Source organism: Gottfriedia acidiceleris, from assembly GCF_036421055.1.
GTDB classification, from domain to species: domain Bacteria; phylum Bacillota; class Bacilli; order Bacillales; family Bacillaceae_G; genus Gottfriedia; species Gottfriedia acidiceleris_C.
On record NZ_JAZGQS010000021.1, the window covers coordinates 1 to 16,905 of the forward strand.

Annotated in this window: 15 protein-coding genes and 9 tRNA genes; 21 read left to right on the forward strand and 3 right to left on the reverse strand. The window is 34.3% G+C overall.

Annotated features, from left to right (window positions below):
• Positions 1 to 9: 9 nt before the first annotated feature.
• The 17 genes from RAH41_RS21045 to RAH41_RS21125 all read left to right on the forward strand — a co-directional run bounded on the left by RAH41_RS21045 (position 10) and on the right by RAH41_RS21125 (position 9,615).
• A tRNA-Asn gene (locus RAH41_RS21045) sits at positions 10 to 84 on the forward strand.
• A 13-nt stretch (positions 85 to 97) separates the two neighbouring features.
• A tRNA-Thr gene (locus RAH41_RS21050) sits at positions 98 to 170 on the forward strand.
• Positions 171 to 186: 16 nt separating this feature from the next.
• Positions 187 to 261: transfer RNA gene (locus RAH41_RS21055), tRNA-Glu, on the forward strand.
• Between the two features lie 10 nt (positions 262 to 271).
• Positions 272 to 347 (forward strand) — tRNA-Val (locus RAH41_RS21060).
• Between the two features lie 18 nt (positions 348 to 365).
• A tRNA-Tyr gene (locus RAH41_RS21065) sits at positions 366 to 450 on the forward strand.
• An 8-nt stretch (positions 451 to 458) separates the two neighbouring features.
• Positions 459 to 533 (forward strand) — tRNA-Gln (locus tag RAH41_RS21070).
• A 27-nt stretch (positions 534 to 560) separates the two neighbouring features.
• Positions 561 to 633, forward strand: a tRNA-Lys gene (locus RAH41_RS21075).
• 16 nt (positions 634 to 649) lie between these two features.
• A tRNA-Gly gene (locus RAH41_RS21080) sits at positions 650 to 724 on the forward strand.
• 20 nt (positions 725 to 744) lie between these two features.
• Positions 745 to 820, forward strand: a tRNA-Ala gene (locus tag RAH41_RS21085).
• Between the two features lie 240 nt (positions 821 to 1,060).
• Positions 1,061 to 1,960, forward strand: a complete 900-nt coding sequence (gene rocF / locus RAH41_RS21090) for an arginase (protein ID WP_331225249.1) — start codon at positions 1,061 to 1,063, stop codon at positions 1,958 to 1,960.
• Between the two features lie 282 nt (positions 1,961 to 2,242).
• A complete protein-coding gene (gene cdaA / locus RAH41_RS21095) occupies positions 2,243 to 3,061 on the forward strand; it encodes a diadenylate cyclase CdaA (RefSeq protein WP_097978505.1) in 819 nt (272 codons plus the stop codon).
• Positions 3,054 to 4,343 (forward strand): YbbR-like domain-containing protein, encoded by a 1,290-nt coding sequence (locus RAH41_RS21100; RefSeq protein ID WP_331225251.1) that lies wholly within the window; start codon positions 3,054 to 3,056, stop codon positions 4,341 to 4,343. Before cdaA ends, RAH41_RS21100 begins: the two co-directional genes overlap by 8 nt.
• A gap of 13 nt (positions 4,344 to 4,356) precedes the next feature.
• Positions 4,357 to 5,700, forward strand: a complete 1,344-nt coding sequence (gene glmM / locus RAH41_RS21105) for a phosphoglucosamine mutase (RefSeq protein WP_331225253.1) — start codon at positions 4,357 to 4,359, stop codon at positions 5,698 to 5,700.
• Positions 5,701 to 6,235: 535 nt separating this feature from the next.
• Positions 6,236 to 8,038: a glutamine--fructose-6-phosphate transaminase (isomerizing) gene (gene glmS, locus RAH41_RS21110; RefSeq protein WP_331225254.1), complete on the forward strand. Its 1,803-nt coding sequence runs from the start codon at positions 6,236 to 6,238 to the stop codon at positions 8,036 to 8,038.
• Positions 8,039 to 8,409: 371 nt separating this feature from the next.
• The gene (locus tag RAH41_RS21115) at positions 8,410 to 8,538 is read left to right on the forward strand and encodes a hypothetical protein (RefSeq protein ID WP_331225255.1); all 129 of its coding nucleotides are present in this window, start codon (positions 8,410 to 8,412) and stop codon (positions 8,536 to 8,538) included.
• 403 nt (positions 8,539 to 8,941) lie between these two features.
• Entirely contained in the window at positions 8,942 to 9,358 is a 417-nt protein-coding gene (mgsA, locus tag RAH41_RS21120) for a methylglyoxal synthase (protein ID WP_097978524.1), read from the forward strand.
• 92 nt (positions 9,359 to 9,450) lie between these two features.
• Positions 9,451 to 9,615 carry a hypothetical protein gene (locus tag RAH41_RS21125; protein ID WP_331225256.1) on the forward strand — a complete coding sequence of 55 codons (165 nt, stop codon included), beginning with the start codon at positions 9,451 to 9,453 and terminating at the stop codon, positions 9,613 to 9,615.
• A 74-nt stretch (positions 9,616 to 9,689) separates the two neighbouring features.
• On the opposite strand, the gene RAH41_RS21130 is transcribed toward RAH41_RS21125, so the two are convergent.
• Positions 9,690 to 10,769 carry a copper resistance D family protein gene (locus RAH41_RS21130; protein WP_331225257.1) on the reverse strand — a complete coding sequence of 360 codons (1,080 nt, stop codon included), beginning with the start codon at positions 10,767 to 10,769 and terminating at the stop codon, positions 9,690 to 9,692.
• Complete coding sequence (locus tag RAH41_RS21135; RefSeq protein ID WP_331225258.1) at positions 10,766 to 11,308, reverse strand: copper resistance CopC family protein; 543 nt, start codon at positions 11,306 to 11,308, stop codon at positions 10,766 to 10,768. The genes RAH41_RS21130 and RAH41_RS21135 overlap by 4 nt, the downstream gene beginning before the upstream one ends.
• A gap of 305 nt (positions 11,309 to 11,613) precedes the next feature.
• Here RAH41_RS21135 and RAH41_RS21140 point away from each other — a divergent pair, with 305 nt between their 5' ends.
• On the forward strand, positions 11,614 to 12,978 hold the full coding sequence (locus RAH41_RS21140) for an alkaline phosphatase (RefSeq protein ID WP_331225259.1): 1,365 nt from the start codon (positions 11,614 to 11,616) through the stop codon (positions 12,976 to 12,978).
• Between the two features lie 64 nt (positions 12,979 to 13,042).
• Positions 13,043 to 13,714: a DUF4352 domain-containing protein gene (locus tag RAH41_RS21145; RefSeq protein ID WP_331225260.1), complete on the forward strand. Its 672-nt coding sequence runs from the start codon at positions 13,043 to 13,045 to the stop codon at positions 13,712 to 13,714.
• Positions 13,715 to 14,061: 347 nt separating this feature from the next.
• On the opposite strand, the gene RAH41_RS21150 is transcribed toward RAH41_RS21145, so the two are convergent.
• Positions 14,062 to 14,427, reverse strand: a complete 366-nt coding sequence (locus tag RAH41_RS21150) for a helix-turn-helix domain-containing protein (RefSeq protein WP_331225261.1) — start codon at positions 14,425 to 14,427, stop codon at positions 14,062 to 14,064.
• A gap of 390 nt (positions 14,428 to 14,817) precedes the next feature.
• On the opposite strand from RAH41_RS21150, the gene RAH41_RS21155 reads away from it, so the two are divergent.
• Positions 14,818 to 16,020 (forward strand): MFS transporter, encoded by a 1,203-nt coding sequence (locus RAH41_RS21155; RefSeq protein ID WP_331225262.1) that lies wholly within the window; start codon positions 14,818 to 14,820, stop codon positions 16,018 to 16,020.
• Between the two features lie 38 nt (positions 16,021 to 16,058).
• The gene (locus tag RAH41_RS21160) at positions 16,059 to 16,889 is read left to right on the forward strand and encodes an aldo/keto reductase (protein WP_331225263.1); all 831 of its coding nucleotides are present in this window, start codon (positions 16,059 to 16,061) and stop codon (positions 16,887 to 16,889) included.
• Positions 16,890 to 16,905 lie beyond the last annotated feature (16 nt).

The window sequence follows — 16,905 nt, forward strand, 5'->3', positions numbered from 1 at the left end:
TGATCTTATTCCGCAGTAGCTCAGTGGTAGAGCACTCGGCTGTTAACCGAGTGGTCGTAGGTTCGAACCCTACCTGCGGAGCCATTTTTAACTTAATGCTTCCATAGCTCAGCAGGCAGAGTACTTCCATGGTAAGGAAGAGGTCACCGGTTCGAGCCCGGTTGGAAGCTTAGGAAAAGTTGTACTGGCCCGTTGGTCAAGCGGTTAAGACACCGCCCTTTCACGGCGGTAACACGGGTTCGAGTCCCGTACGGGTCACCATTTATATTACGGAGGATTAGCTCAGCTGGGAGAGCACCTGCCTTACAAGCAGGGGGTCGGCGGTTCGAGCCCGTCATCCTCCACCATCTAATTTAATAAATACCGGAGGGGTAGCGAAGTGGCTAAACGCGGCGGACTGTAAATCCGCTCCCTGTGGGTTCGGCGGTTCGAATCCGTCCCCCTCCACCATTTATTGTTGGGCTATAGCCAAGCGGTAAGGCAACGGATTTTGATTCCGTCATGCCCTGGTTCGAATCCAGGTAGCCCAGCCATTTTTTTATTTTATCGTAATTTATTACGAGCCATTAGCTCAGTAGGTAGAGCATCTGACTTTTAATCAGAGGGTCGAAGGTTCGAATCCTTCATGGCTCACTCTTTTTTTTTATGTGCGGAAGTAGTTCAGTGGTAGAATACAACCTTGCCAAGGTTGGGGTCGCGGGTTCGAGCCCCGTCTTCCGCTCCATTCGCATATATTTAAATAGTGGGGCCTTAGCTCAGCTGGGAGAGCGCCTGCCTTGCACGCAGGAGGTCAGCGGTTCGATCCCGCTAGGCTCCACCAATATACATAAAGTTAAACCTTAGTCATACGACTAAGGTTTTTTGTTATATATAATCATATGATACAGTAATTCAAAAGCTAAAAATGCATATGTATACAAAAAAATGTCGAGTTGACCCATTTGTTTCTAAAGATTTAAACTATTAATATAATTAATAACTTTAACAGTCAAAAAATTATATTTTTTCAAAATCAAGTAAGCGTTTTCTTTAATGAATTCAGTAGATGGGGGAAGTAAAAATGTTAAAAGATATTTCAATTATTGGAGTACCATTAGATTTAGGACAAACTAGACGTGGAGTAGATATGGGGCCAAGTGCAATTAGATATGCACAATTAAACGAACGTATTGAAAGAATGTCTTATCAAGTAGAAGACTTAGGCGATATTTTAGTAGAACGTACACCAGTTAAAGAAGATAATTCAGAACATAATTTAAAGAACTTAAAATCTGTAAAAGAAACGTGTGAAAAGCTTGCTGCTGAAGTAGATGAAGTTATTAAAAGAAACAGAATGCCACTAGTACTTGGCGGTGATCATAGTATTGCAATCGGTACATTAGCAGGTGTAGCAAAACATTATAATAATCTAGGATTGATTTGGTTTGATGCACATGGAGATTTAAATACTGCTGAAACATCTCCTTCAGGTAATATTCATGGTATGTCATTAGCTGTTTCTTTAGGCCATGGCCACGAATTATTAACAAAAATAGGTGGTTACTTCCCTAAAGTAAAACCAGAGAACGTGATCATTATTGGCGCACGTGATCTTGATGAAGGCGAAAGAGCAATCATTAAAGAATTAGGAATTAAAGTTTATACAATGCATGAAATTGATAAATTAGGAATGACAAAAGTAATGGAAGAAAGCATTGACCACTTAAAAGGATGTGACGGTGTACACTTATCATTAGACCTTGATGGTCTAGATCCAATTCACGTTCCTGGAGTTGGTACACCTGTTCCTGGTGGAATCACATATAGAGAAGGTCACTTAGCAATGGAAATGTTATCTGATGCTGATATCATTACTTCAATTGAATTCGTAGAAGTTAATCCAATCTTAGATGAAAGAAATAGAACAGCAATCGTAGCAGTTGCATTAATAGGCTCATTATTAGGTGAGAAGTTACTATAATTATTTCAACAACACAAAGCTAGCATTCGCTAGCTTTTTTGTTTTTATCAAAAACCTCCATGAAACTGACCTTTAAAAACTTTCAAAAATATTATTTAATTGTTGGTCATTCTCCCAATATAAAGGGCCAGCATATATAATTCTGTAATTTTGTTTAATATTACTAAAATAGTCGTTAAAGTATTGTTAATATAATTAATAACTCACAAATTTTGTGTATTGCAAAAATATGGTATAATACACAAGATACAGTTTTATTCTATAGAATTTGGAGGGTAAAAGATGCCTTCTTTACATATAAATTTTTTACAGTATTTACAGAATGGATTAGATATCCTAATCGTTTGGTTTGTTATTTATAGATTAATTATCATTATTCAAGGGACAAAGGCTGTCCAACTCTTAAAGGGTGTTACGATCATTATTGTTGTAAAAGTATTAAGCAGCCTATTTGGTTTGCATACTTTACAATTTTTGATGGATCAAGCATTAACGTGGGGATTTTTGGCTGTTATTATTATCTTTCAACCAGAATTAAGGAGAGCACTAGAACAGCTTGGACGTGGCCGTTTCTTCTCTAGAACGACAGGTAGTGGGATTAATGACCGAAATGATATAGTTGAGAATATTGCAAAAGCCACTGAATACATGGCTAAACGAAGAATAGGTGCACTTATTTCATTTGAGAGACAAACAGGTATGGGTGACTATATTGAGTCCGGTATTCGAATGAATGCTAATTTATCATCAGAATTATTGATTAATATCTTTATACCAAATACACCACTACATGACGGAGCGGTAATTATACAAGGTGAAAAGATTACAGCTGCAGCCTGTTATTTACCTTTGTCTGAGAGTGCATTTATTTCAAAGGAATTAGGAACGAGACATCGAGCTGCAGTTGGTATCAGTGAAGTTACAGACAGTATTACGATTGTAGTTTCCGAGGAAACAGGTGCAGTTTCAGTAGCAAGGAATGGAAATCTTTACAGAGAATTATCAAAAGACGAGCTTATAAATTTATTAAATACTGAACTAAAATCACCAGAAGAGTCCACTACATCTAAATGGAATTGGAAGGTGAAACGGAATGGATAATTTTATGGATAATCGTTGGATATTAAGAGGAATCGCTTTACTAGTAACATTGTTACTTTTCATGTCTGTCAATCTAGTTCCACAATCAAGTACATCCGGATTAGGAGACATACCGTTTGTTAACAATAAAGAATTAGTGCGAGATGTACCAGTAACACCTATTTACGATCAGCGCAATCTAATTGTAACTGGAATTCCTAAGAATGTTTCAGTGCAATTAGATGGACCTAATAGTATTGTAAAAACTGCTGAAATGAAGAAGGATTTTGAAGTGTATTTGGATCTAACTTCTTATGCTCTAGGTACATATGACGTTCCTTTAAAAATTAGAAATATTTCAGATAAAATAAAAGCAACTATTAAACCAAGGACAGTTAGAGTAACAATTAATGAAAAAATCGAAAAAGCAGTTTCAGTTAAAGTTGTTTACCTAAATGAAAAAAAGATTAAACATGGCTATAAGGCAGAAAATGCAATTGTTAAACCAAGTTTAGTGACAATAGTAGGGTCAAGAGATGAAGTGTCACAAGTAGCATTTGCAAGTGTTGGTGTGGATGTTACTGATGCGAGTCAGACATTTAGTCAGGTGTTACCTGTTAGATTATACAATAAAAAAGGTGTTCAACTTCCGTTCACTACAAGTCCTAGAAAAGTTGAAGTAACTGTCCCTATTGTTTCTGAAAGTGCTAGCTTTCCGATTAAGTTAGTGCAAACAGGAACACTTAAGGATGGTTTAAAACTAAGTAGTCTTGCTAGTGAAGTTAATGCAGTAAGAATTTATGCGTCTAAAGATTGGTTGGACAAGTTTAACGGACCTATAGAAGTGCCAGTTGACGTATCTTCATTTGATCAAAGTGGTACATATGAGGTTAATGTACCTACTCCAAATGGAGCATTTAGAGTTGACTCAAGCACGATTAATGTAGACGTTAATTTTGATGAAGAAACGGAAAAGAAATTTAGTAATATCCCTATTAATTTAGTGGGTGAAAATAATCAATTTGAATATAAGTTTACTAAGCCACCTTTAGGAAAAGTAGTAGTTACTGCCAAGGGATTTAAGGAAGACTTGGATGCGATTAATCCAAGCGATTTAAATATTACAGCTAAAGTTAGTGGACTAGATCCAGGAACTAGAGATGTAGCGCTTACTATTACCGGTCCAAAAGGAGTTATATATAGTTTAGAGTTTGATAAAATAACGATTGAAATTACTGATAAAAAATCTGCTCAAACTGATGAAAATGAGAATTCAGGCGATGTAGGACAGTCATCGAATTAGAAGGAGAGTTAAAATGGGTAAATATTTTGGTACTGATGGTGTACGAGGAGTTGCAAATAAAGAGTTAACTCCTGAATTAGCATATAAGATTGGACGCTGTGGTGGTTATGTATTAACTAAAAACAATGTCAAACCTAAAATTATTGTTGGGCGTGACACACGTGTTTCAGGACATATGCTTGAAGGAGCACTAGTTGCAGGATTATTATCAATTGGTGCTGAAGTTATGAGATTGGGTGTTATTTCTACTCCAGGTGTTGCCTATTTAACTAAAGCGCTTGGCGCACAAGCTGGTGTAATGATTTCAGCTTCTCATAATCCTGTTGCAGATAATGGGATTAAGTTTTTTGGTCCAGACGGTTTTAAATTGTTGGATGAGCAAGAAGATGAAATTGAAGAACTAATGGATGCAGAAGTTGATCGTCTACCAAGACCAACTGGAAATGATTTATGTCAAGTTAGTGATTACTTTGAAGGTGGTCAAAAATACCTACAATTCCTTAAAAATACAATTGATGAAGATTTCTCAGGCCTATTAGTTGCTCTAGATTGTGCACACGGTGCCACTTCTTCATTAGCACCATATTTATTCGCAGACTTAGAAGCAGATATTGTTACAATGGGAACGAATCCTAATGGATTTAATATAAATGATGGTGTAGGTTCTACACATCCTGAAGCTTTAGCAGCTCTTGTAAAGGAAAAAGGTGCTGACATTGGCTTATCATTCGATGGAGATGGAGATCGACTAATTGCTATCGATGAAAATGGTGAAATCGTTGATGGTGACCAAATAATGTATATTTGTGCAAAATATCTAAATGAAAAAGGTCGTCTAAAACAAAACACAATTGTATCAACTGTTATGAGTAACCTAGGCTTTTACAAAGCAGTAGAAACAAATGGGATGAAGAGTGCAGTTACAGGTGTTGGAGACCGTTATGTAATGGAAGAGATGAGAAAGAACGGTTTCAATCTTGGCGGTGAGCAATCTGGTCACATCATCTTTTTAGACCATATTACGACTGGTGATGGTATGTTAAGTGCGATTCAGCTCGTAAGTATTGTTAAAGAAACAGGGAAAACTTTATCACAATTAGCAGGAGAAATGAAAAAGTATCCACAATTACTAATTAATGTTCGTGTTACAGATAAAAATGAAGCACTTAATAACGACCGCATTAAAGCAATTATTTCAGAAGTAGAAGAAGAAATGAACGGCAATGGTCGTATTTTAGTTCGTCCTTCTGGTACTGAGCCACTTATTCGTGTAATGGCTGAGGCTCCTTCTGAGGCAGAATGTAAACAATATGTTGAACGTATTGTTGCAGTTGTAAAAGAAGAAGTTGGAGAATAATATAAATTAAAAAAATATGCATTGATGAGCACTTTTGTGTAAGTCTATGCATATTTTTGTTATATACAGCTATTCTATAACTTTTTTCAACATTTTTTTGTTGACCATTTTTAATTCAGTATAGTATAGTTGTTTTATTGTTTTCCTAACAGGGAAGGAGTATAGAAATAATAAAGTATTAAAAAAGCGCCAGAACTACACTAGACGTGAATGTGTAGTTGACGAGGTGGAGTTTTATCGAAGTTTCGGCGGATGACTCCCGGTTGCTGTATCACAACCGAAATTATTTATGTAAAACACATGGGTGACTGTGTGCACAAACGTAAATAATCTGATACACCGTTTAAAACAAAAAAAATGAACTCGCTAATGAGCGGAATATGAAAGGTAGGTGGATATTGCTTGTAAGTCCTCTACCATTATTAAACATGACGAGGGAATAGAAAATTAAATAGTTAAACGGTTAGGAAAACAGCGTTCCATTCCTATACATTTTGTATGTCTTGTTTTAGGACTTACTAAGCAATAGTTAATTATGTGTGGAATCGTTGGATATATTGGAAATGATAATGCAAAAGAGATTTTATTAAAAGGTTTAGAGAAATTAGAGTATCGTGGATATGATTCTGCTGGGATTTCTCTTTTAACTGACAATGGTGTAGAAGTTTATAAAGAAAAAGGTAGAATTGCAGTATTACGTAAATCAATCCCTACAAAAGCGGACGGAAACGTTGGAATTGGTCATACAAGATGGGCAACACATGGTGCTCCAAGTAAACGTAATGCGCATCCTCACCAAAGCTCTACTGAACGTTTTACACTAGTTCATAACGGCGTTATCGAGAACGATGTACAATTAAAAAACGATTATTTAAATGATATTGATTTTACAAGTGATACAGATACTGAAGTAATTGTTCAGTTAGTAGAACTTCATATTAAAAAAGGTTTATCTGTGCTTGATGCTTTTAGAGAAACACTTAAGCTACTTAAAGGTTCTTATGCAATTGCATTATTAGATAAACAAAACGATGACGTGATTTATGTAGCAAAAAACAAAAGTCCATTACTAGTTGGTGTTGGTGACGAGTTTAATGTAATTGCATCTGATGCGATGGCAATGCTACAAATTACAGATCAATTTATTGAATTAATGGATAAAGAGGTTATTTTAGTTACGAAAGATCGTGTTCAATTAATGGATCTTAACGGAAATATGAAAGAACGTTCTCCATATACTGCAGAAATTGATGCTAGCGATATCGAAAAAGGAACTTATCCTCATTTCATGTTAAAAGAAACAGATGAGCAACCTTTAGTAATCCGTAATATTATCCAAAAGTACCAAGATGAAAATGGCGAGCTTGTAATCGACTCAGAAATCAAAGCGGCTTTAGCAGAAGCTGACAGATTATATATTGTTGCTTGTGGAACTAGTTATCATGCTGGTCTTGTTGGAAAACAATTTATTGAAAAAATGGCGGGAGTACCTGTAGAAGTACATGTTGCAAGTGAATTCTCTTACAATATGCCACTTCTTTCAGAAAAACCACTATTCATTTATATCTCACAAAGCGGTGAAACTGCTGATAGTAGAGCGTGTCTAGTACAAACAAATAAATTAGGTCATAAAGCAATTACACTTACAAACGTACCAGGATCAACATTATCACGTGAAGCTGATTTCACTCTTTCTTTACACGCAGGTCCTGAAATCGCTGTTGCATCAACAAAAGCTTACACTGCACAATTAGCGGTACTTGCAATTGTTGCAAATGCTCTTGCAAAAGAAAAAGGAAAAACAGTTAACTTTAACCTAGTTAAAGAACTTGGAATTGTAGCAAATGCTATGGAATCAATTACAAACCAAAAAGAAGAGTTTGAAAAAATTGCTACAGAATATTTAGCTACAACTCGTAATGCATTCTTCATCGGTCGTAACGTAGATTACTTCGTTTGCTTAGAAGGCGCATTAAAACTAAAAGAAATTTCTTACATCCAAGCAGAAGGATTTGCTGGTGGAGAGTTAAAACACGGTACAATTGCTTTAATCGAAGAAGGGACTCCAATCTTTGCATTAGCAACACAAGAATCAGTAAACTTAAACATTCGTGGAAATGTAAAAGAAGTTGTTGCTCGTGGAGCTAACCCTTGTATCATTTCTATGGAAGGGTTAAATATGGAAGGCGATCGCTTCGTATTACCAAAAGTACAAGAAGAATTATCTCCAATCCTTTCGGTCGTACCATTACAATTAATTTCTTACTATGCTGCTTTACATCGTGGTTGTGATGTTGATAAACCACGTAATCTTGCAAAATCAGTTACTGTTGAATAATCAAATTAGTAATCTAAGAGTTTATTAAAAAACAAGATTTGAAAATAAAAACTGAGCAGGGAGTGTATAATGATGACCAAATTTAGCAATGAAAATAACATTCCTACAAAAGACGATTTTCACGTTAGTGAAGTTGATGAGCGTGTTGTAATAAGAAAACCAATTAAATAACTTTAAATTTAAAATATAGGGGACTAGTGGTGAAAACCATTAGTCTTTTTTTTGTTTGAACATAATAACACAACAAGCTAAACTTCTGAAGTTTTATAAAAAGCAAAAATTTAACAAAACTAAGAATAAAACTAGACCAATTAATCCATCTTAGGGAATAAGGGAAAATACGCAATAAAAAAATTGAGCAGGAGTGAAAAATGATGATAAAAATTTACGATGAAAACTTCATTCCAACAAAAGATGACTTTCATGTAAGTGAAGTTGATGAGCGTGTTGTAATAAGAAAACCAAATCAGTTTGAAATTTATAGAAGAGAGGCTAGTTGAAATCTACATTTTCAGCAGCCTCTTTTTTGTTGCTTCCGAAATCGAAAGATCCTATATGGAAAGACAATGCCTGAATATTTGACCGTTTTTTATCACCTAATAAAACAAGGTCTAGACAAATTGATAGCTTTGTTGGGGTGGTGATTGAAAAATAGATCGTGGAAATTCATAATGGAACTATTCATGTTAATAGTAAATTTGGAAAAGGAAGTATGTTTACTATTCTCCAACTTCTAATATGAATAGTAAAATGTCATAAGCCACAAACAAGAGTAGAATAACCGATCCAAAGAAGTAAAAAATATAAAAGATTAAAATTTAAATGGAGTCGTTCCCTAGTGTTAAAAAGGAACAATTGCCGAAATTAGAAATCCATTTTTCCTAAAAGAGAGGAATGTTGACGTTGAAAATCGCTTTTATTGCACACGATCAAAAGAAAAAAGAATTAGTAAACTTTGCAATGGCATATGAATCTATTTTATCGAAACATGAATTATATTCAACAGGAACAACTGGAACAAAAATAATGGAAAATACAAATTTAAAAATACATCGATTTAATTCTGGACCACTTGGCGGAGATCAGGAAATCGGTGCCTTGATAGCGAAGAATTTAATGGATATTGTTATCTTCTTTCGCGATCCACTTACAGCGCAACCGCATGAACCTGATATTTTGGCGCTAATTCGTTTATGTGATGTTTACTCAATTCCTTTAGCAACAAACATGGGTACTGCAGAAATTTTAATTCATGGTCTAGAGCGAGGGGACTTAAAGTGGAGAAACATTGTACATGATAAACAAATTCGAGAAAGATAAGCAAAAAATCCTAAAAAAATGTAGTCATCATCGAATAATTAACTTTAATGAAGGAAATAGTAATGCTAGTTCAGGTGAAAAGGAGGATTATGATGGATAATAAAGAATTCGGACATACACATGATACAGGTGAAACAGTTATGATTTCGGGCTACTATACTGACGCAGACGGGGAGCATGTTGAATTAGAAGCAGGACAACAGTTCCCTAATTGCCCTAAATCAGGAAAACCAACTAAATGGAGACATGGTCGTTAAAAGTAGGAATTTAGATAATAAAGAAAAAAAGATTGTACATCATGTAATTAATACATAGTACAATCTTTTTTTACTCAAACTGATACGCTGTACATAAGCCCAAGATACATTGTAATCACAAAACAAAGACTAAATGCTATTGGTAGCTTGATTTTTGTCTTTTTCATAAAGCTGATGACTAATAAGACTAGGAAGAACAGTGACATACTCATTAACATCATTCCTTCTACCGTAAAAGTAAAGCCGATTCTAATAGGTAAAGTAATATCAATCCCCATAATCCATTCAATCCATTTAGACGGACCTTCATTTTGCAAAGTTAAATTAATATTATGCGGTGGAGATTTAGTACCCATTATAGCTGTAAAAAAGAACACAATTATGATGGTAATATACTCTGCTTTTAACCAACTACGAATATTACTGGAAGGGCCTCCAGCAGACTTTCTCATTAATACACCATTGAAAAAAGCAAAAAACAAGACTGGAATGATACTAATGTGCTTTAACACTAACATCTGTCCATAAGGAAGTAACCAAGCATTCGTATAATCTTTTAATTTAACGACTTCTAGCATTAGGACTACACCACTAATAAAAATAATGACAACACATATGATGGCTAAAGGCGTAAACCATTTTAAGAATCTACTATAGTTATTAGTGTCCTTAGCTAGCCATGTGACATTAAATAGAATCCCACTCCAAATCGAAACCATTAGAAAATGACTACTTTGAAAGATAAAACCCGTCCAAAAATTCATAGAGGTAATATGACCTGCATAGCCGATACTTAAAATCATCATGAATAACCAAAAGAAATTAAAAAACTTTTTGCCATCACTATAAATATTAATGACAAGCATAATGGCAAACATACTAGAGTAAATCCATGCATTACCTACAGCGGTTTTTATGAAAACAGAGTAAATGGCTGTTTTAAGATGAACATCATCTAAGAAAAAAGTAATAATTCGTAGAGCAGGAAAAAGTGAAAAGAATAATATGCCGACAATAACCAAACAAACAGTACCTTTCGATAGACTGATTGTTGGTTTTTTATCTGCCGGTACAAAATCTAATACAAACTTTCCTGCTACTATCGAATAAAGGATATATGTTATGAACTCAGTGATTGGAACGATATAACTCATTTTCTATTCCAAAGAACAACTCCACCAACCATTAACGCGATTCCAAATAGTCCGATTGCAATTAATGGAATAAGATATTTGGATCTCTCTTTTTTAGGAGTAGCCTCTTTATGTTTTTCTTTAGCTGGCGTTTGATCCTTAACTGCTTTGTCAGTTGTTTTAGTTTCAGTTGTCGTTTTAGTTTCGGCTTGCTTTAATTGCACTTTGAAAGGAATTTGACCTATTATTGGATGACCATCTTCACTTACTACTTTCCACTCAATCTTATAATTACCATTTTCTAAACCATTTGGTAAATCAGCAATTAATTTGTTACCTTTAACTTGCACATCTGTAACAGCTGTAGCAGTGCCAGCTTTATATAATTTAATCGTACCTAATTGCTCAAGAGCCTCTTCAAATTCTAGCGTAATTTGTTTAGTTGGCTCAGTGATTATTTGCCCATTTGATGGATTAGAAGAAACAAGCTTAGTATGCGCACTCGCCATAGTTGGGAATAAAAATAGCAGTAAAATAATAATTGATAAACCTTTTTTCATATAAATCTCCTTCTTATGTAAAAGTTTGTGCTTCATTTAATATAATGTAAAAACTTGCAATTATGAAATATTATTATCTTAATTAAAATAAGCACTCTATTCAATTAGACATTTTAGTTCAAAAATGTGATGTATTTGTGAAGAAGACGTAACTAGTCAGTTTATATTTATGATCCTAAGAAAATTAATTTATTAAAAACAATTCTTAATATTCTATTTACAGAACCTCCAATGTAAATTAATAAATTTTCATTAAAATGAAGAAGTGAAATCTAATGAAATTTTAATTTTTAGGGGGTTTTTTTATGTTCAGAAACAAATTAAAGAAAAAGTTAATTCCAGTGGCAGTGCTTTCAACAATGGCATTTGGTTCATTTATTGGCTCTTTTGCAAATCATACGGTACAAGCTAAGGAAACAGACAAGAATGAAATTAGAAATGTAATCTTTTTAATAGGTGATGGAATGGGTGTATCTTACACGACTGCTTATCGTTATTTAAAAGATAATCCAAATACAAATGTAGTAGAACAAACAGAATTTGACCATTATTTAGTAGGACAACAAATGACATATCCTGAGGATCCAATGCAAAATATTACTGACTCTGCTGCAGCAGCAACAGCTATGTCTGCTGGAGTTAAAACATATAATGCGGCAATTGGTGTAGATAATAATGGGTCACGAGTAAAAACAGTACTAGAGGCTGCAAAGGAAAAGGGAAAAGCAACAGGACTTGTAGCCACTTCAGAAATTACACATGCAACACCAGCGTCTTATGGAGCCCATGATGTAAGTCGTAAAAATATGAATGCAATTGCAGATGATTATTATGATGAACTAATTAAAGGCGGCCATAAAATAGATGTCATGCTTGGTGGCGGATTAAGTAACTTTGTACGAGAAGATCGTGATTTAACAAAGCAATTTAAAAAGGATGGATACTCTTATGTAACGAATAAAAACCAAATGTTAAAGGATAAAAACAATAAAGTATTAGGTTTATTTGCTCCTGGTGGAATGCCAAAGATGATTGATCGTGATGATTCAATACCATCATTAAGTGATATGACAAATACTGCAATTGATAAATTAAGTAGAGATAAAGATGGATTCTTTTTAATGGTAGAAGGTAGTCAAATTGATTGGGCTGGACATGATAATGATATCGTTTCAGCAATGAGTGAAATGGAAGATTTTGAAAAAGCTTTTAAAGCTGCAATTGCATTTGCTAAAAAGGACAAGCATACATTAGTCGTTGCAACAGCAGACCACTCAACAGGTGGATATTCTATTGGGGCAAAAGGTGATTACAATTGGTACGGCGCACCAATTGCTGCAGCTAAACGTACTCCTGATTACATGGCTGAACAAATTAGTAAAGGTGCCGATGTAGAAAAAACATTAAAATCGAATATTAACTTAGAATTGAAGCCTGAAGAAATCCAATCTGTTAAAAAAGCAGCAGAATCAAAAAAGGTGGTAGAGATTGATAATGCAATCGAAGTAATTTTTGATAACCGTTCAGTAACTGGTTGGACTACTGGTGGTCATACAGGTGAAGACGTAAATGTTTATGCATATGGACCTGGCAGTCAATTATTTGCAGGGAAAATTGATAACACTGACCAAGCAAAAAACATCTTTAGAATTTTAAAGAATGGTAAATAAGTAATAAATCAGATCCCGTTAAATGAATTTATTTAACGGGATTTAAGGATGAAAGGGGATTTATATGAAAAAATTGATTCCATTTATTTTACTTTCTTTAATGCTTACAGGATGTAGCTTAGTTCAGGAGGAGAAAACAACTGCTTCAACTGAGAATATTAAAAAGGTCTCTACACTCTCCAAAAGTCGAGCAAAGTCTTTAGACGACTTGTATGTGCCAAATCCACAGGTTTCAGATGATACAAGTTTACTGCTTAAAGGTGAAACACTTAAGGATGAAAAAGGTGAAGTTACTTTAGAAGGCATTGCATCATTAAATAAGTCTTACACAATTGGGCCAATCGAAATGAAAATCAAACAGATTAAGCTGATCAAAAATTTACCGACCTATTCTTTAATGGATTATTTTCATTATTATACAGAAAGCTATGAAAGTTTTCGATTCATTAAAGTAGAAGTAGAAATCATTAATCACTCAAATAAACAATTACATTTTGGTCCAGTTGCCCATTTGATAACAAGTAATAATGAAGTAAAGGAATTTAAAGATGACTTCTATATTGAATATTTAGGTGGGGAAATGAATCCTAATGGTTCAAAGCAAGGTGCAATGGGATTTATAGTTGATCATGCTAATCCTAACTTGAAATGGATTGAACTAACAACTAGTGATGTATTAGATGATCAACATAAAGTAATTGCGAAAGCACAAAAAATTAAAGTGGATTTTAACTAAATCGCTCAAAACCTCAATCCAATTACCAAATTTCCGTAAAGGAGTAGAGCGATGTTGATTTCCATTACAGGATGCTCGCTTTCCATGGGGCGAGATGCTTTCGCTTCCTCGGCCTGTGGGGTCTTTAGCTTTCCCGCATATCCATAGGAGTCGAACAACATCCATTCCAATCAACTTATTCATCAAAAAGCGATAAACCCTAATTTAATAGCCTTTACTTAGCATAATCTAACAGTTGTTTATTAATTAGTTGGTAGGTCTATTAATCTTGAACACTAATTAAACTAATCGGCTATTTTATATTTCTACAATTTGAAAAAACTCCTTTCTGATAAAGGAGTTTTTATTTATAGAGTCACTTCATCCTCAACTGGTGGAAGAAGTACGTCATTTTTATCAGGATACATTGTTTCTATATGGTTTTCTCCCCAAGAGCACAGGAGATCTAATACTTCTTTTAAAGACCATCCGTATTCAGTTAAGGAATATTCCACTTTTGGAGGAACCTGATTATATACTTTTCGGTGAACGATATTGTCTTCCTGTAATTCTTTCAGTTGCTGAGTTAGCATTTTTTGAGTGATGTTTGGCATTAATTTTTTTAATTGAGAAGTTCTTTTTGTGCCTTTTGTCAAATGACAAAGAATCACAACCTTCCATTTTCCACCGATTACATCTAACGAAGCTTCAACTGGAATATTGTATTTTTTCATTTTCTCCTCTCCTTCATTCATTTTTATCATATCCTACGAAACATATTATTAATGATTCAAATATCATAACATTCTCTTCGCAAACTGTGTAGTTTCAAGTTTGGTAAAAAGTTTTTTGTCATTTTTATTCTGTTTTAAGCCTTTATTCGCTCAAATGTTACTAAAAAGTAACTATATCACTTTAAAGTACATACTTCTCTAACTTATTCTTATCGCTCATAATGACAAATAGTTAATTGATTAGCAACCCTTTAATAAAAAATTGACGTTAATCTCTTTACTATTTCATTTCATTTAGGTTTTGAATGACAATGGGACTTTATTCAGGCGCCATGTCCCTTTGTATTCAAACTAATTATAAAAAATAACAATAACAAGGAGGGTTCCTTTATGAGCTCAACTGCTGCTTCGATTAAAATGCAAGAGAAAAAAAGTGGCACTCCTGCGTTAATGGCTCTTGCTATTAGTGCATTTGGGATTGGAACAACCGAATTTGTTCCCGTTGGTTTATTATCAACTCTAGCTGGTGATTTGAAAATTTCAATAACATTAGCAGGATTATTAATTTCTGGATATGCGATGGGTGTTGCATTTGGCGCACCAATTTTAACTGCATTAACAAACAAAATTCGTCGAAAATCGTTACTTATGCTATTAATGGTTATTTTTATCATTGGAAATAGTGTTGCTGCTTTTTCGACTAGTTTTGGATTATTATTAGTTGCTCGAATCATTACTTCTTTTTCACATGGTGTATTCTTTTCAATCGGTTCAACGATTGCGGCCGATGTAGTACCTGAAAATAAACGTGCTAGTGCGATTGCATTTATGTTTACTGGCTTGACTGTTGCGACTGTAACAGGTGTTCCATTAGGCACATTTATTGGTCAGCATTTTGGGTGGAGATCAACTTTTGGAGCTGTAGCATTATTAGGTGTTATTGCAATCATTGCAATCGCAATACTAGTTCCAAAAACAATTAAACAGCCACCGGCATCAAAATTTAGTGATAACCTGAAAGTTTTAAAAAATGGTCCATTACTTTTAGCTTTTGCTATTACAGCATTAGGATATGGAGGTACTTTTGTAGCATTCACATACTTGTCACCGATCCTTGAAAATATTACCGGCTTTGCTCCAAACTCTGTAAGTGTTATCTTACTTGTTTATGGAATTGCAGTAGCACTTGGAAATACAATCGGTGGTAAAGCGGCTAATAAAAAACCTTTAAAAGCTTTAACGTGGATGTTTGCCATTCAAGCGATTGTACTAGTCATTCTATCGTTTACAGCACCTTTTAAACTAGTTGGAATTGTAACGATTTTCTTTTTAGGCTTGCTTGCCTTTATGAATGTACCTGGTCTACAAATATATGTTGTCAAATTAGCAGAGAAGTATGTTCCATCTGCTGTAGATATTGCATCAGCCCTAAATATAGCAGCATTCAACGTAGGGATTGCAATTGGAGCTTTTATCGGAGGTTTAGTTGTAGATACAATCGGCTTGATTCATACACCGTGGATTGGTGGAATCATGGTCTTTGGAGCAGTTCTGTTAAGCATTTGGAGTGCTTCTTTAGAAAAGAAAAAGTAAATTTTGAAAAAATATTAAATAAGGGGAGAAATAAAAAAATGAATAATTTGGTTAAATTAAATAATGGTTTGGAAATGCCAGTAATAGGGTTAGGAGTTTTCCAAGTAGAAGATGGACAAGTCGTAATTGATTCTGTTAAAGCTGCAATACGAAATGGCTACCGAAGTATCGATACTGCAGCGATTTATCATAACGAAGAAGGTGTAGGGCAAGGAATTAGAGAAGCTCTTTTAGAAAATGGTCTTAAACGTGAAGACTTATTTATTACATCAAAGGTATGGAATGCAGATCTAGGCTACCAATCAACGATCGATGCTTTCGAATTAAGCATGAAAAAACTAGGTCTTGAATATTTAGATCTCTATTTAATCCACTGGCCTGTAGCAGGTAAATATGTTGAATCATGGAAAGCACTTGAAACATTATACAAAGACGGTAAAGTAAAAGCAATTGGAATGAGTAACTTCCAAATTCACCACTTGAAAGAAGTCATGGCAAATGCTGAAATAATGCCTATGATCAATCAAGTTGAATTACATCCAATGTTAAGTCAAGTTGAACTAAGAGAATTTTTAAAAGCAAATTCAATTCAAGTAGAAGCATGGGCCCCATTAATGCAAGGACAGCTGTTTGAAAATGAAACATTATTACAAATAGCAAACAAACATAATAAATCAGTTGCTCAAGTAGTGTTACGTTGGCATTTGCAAAACGATGTAGTGATCATACCAAAATCAATCAAAGAACACCGTATACAAGAAAACGCAAATATTTTCGATTTTGAACTAACAGAAGAAGATATGAACCAAATCAACTCGCTAAACCAAAACCACCGTGTAGGTCCAGACCCTGACAATTTTGATTTTTAATTTTAAAAAAAGTAAA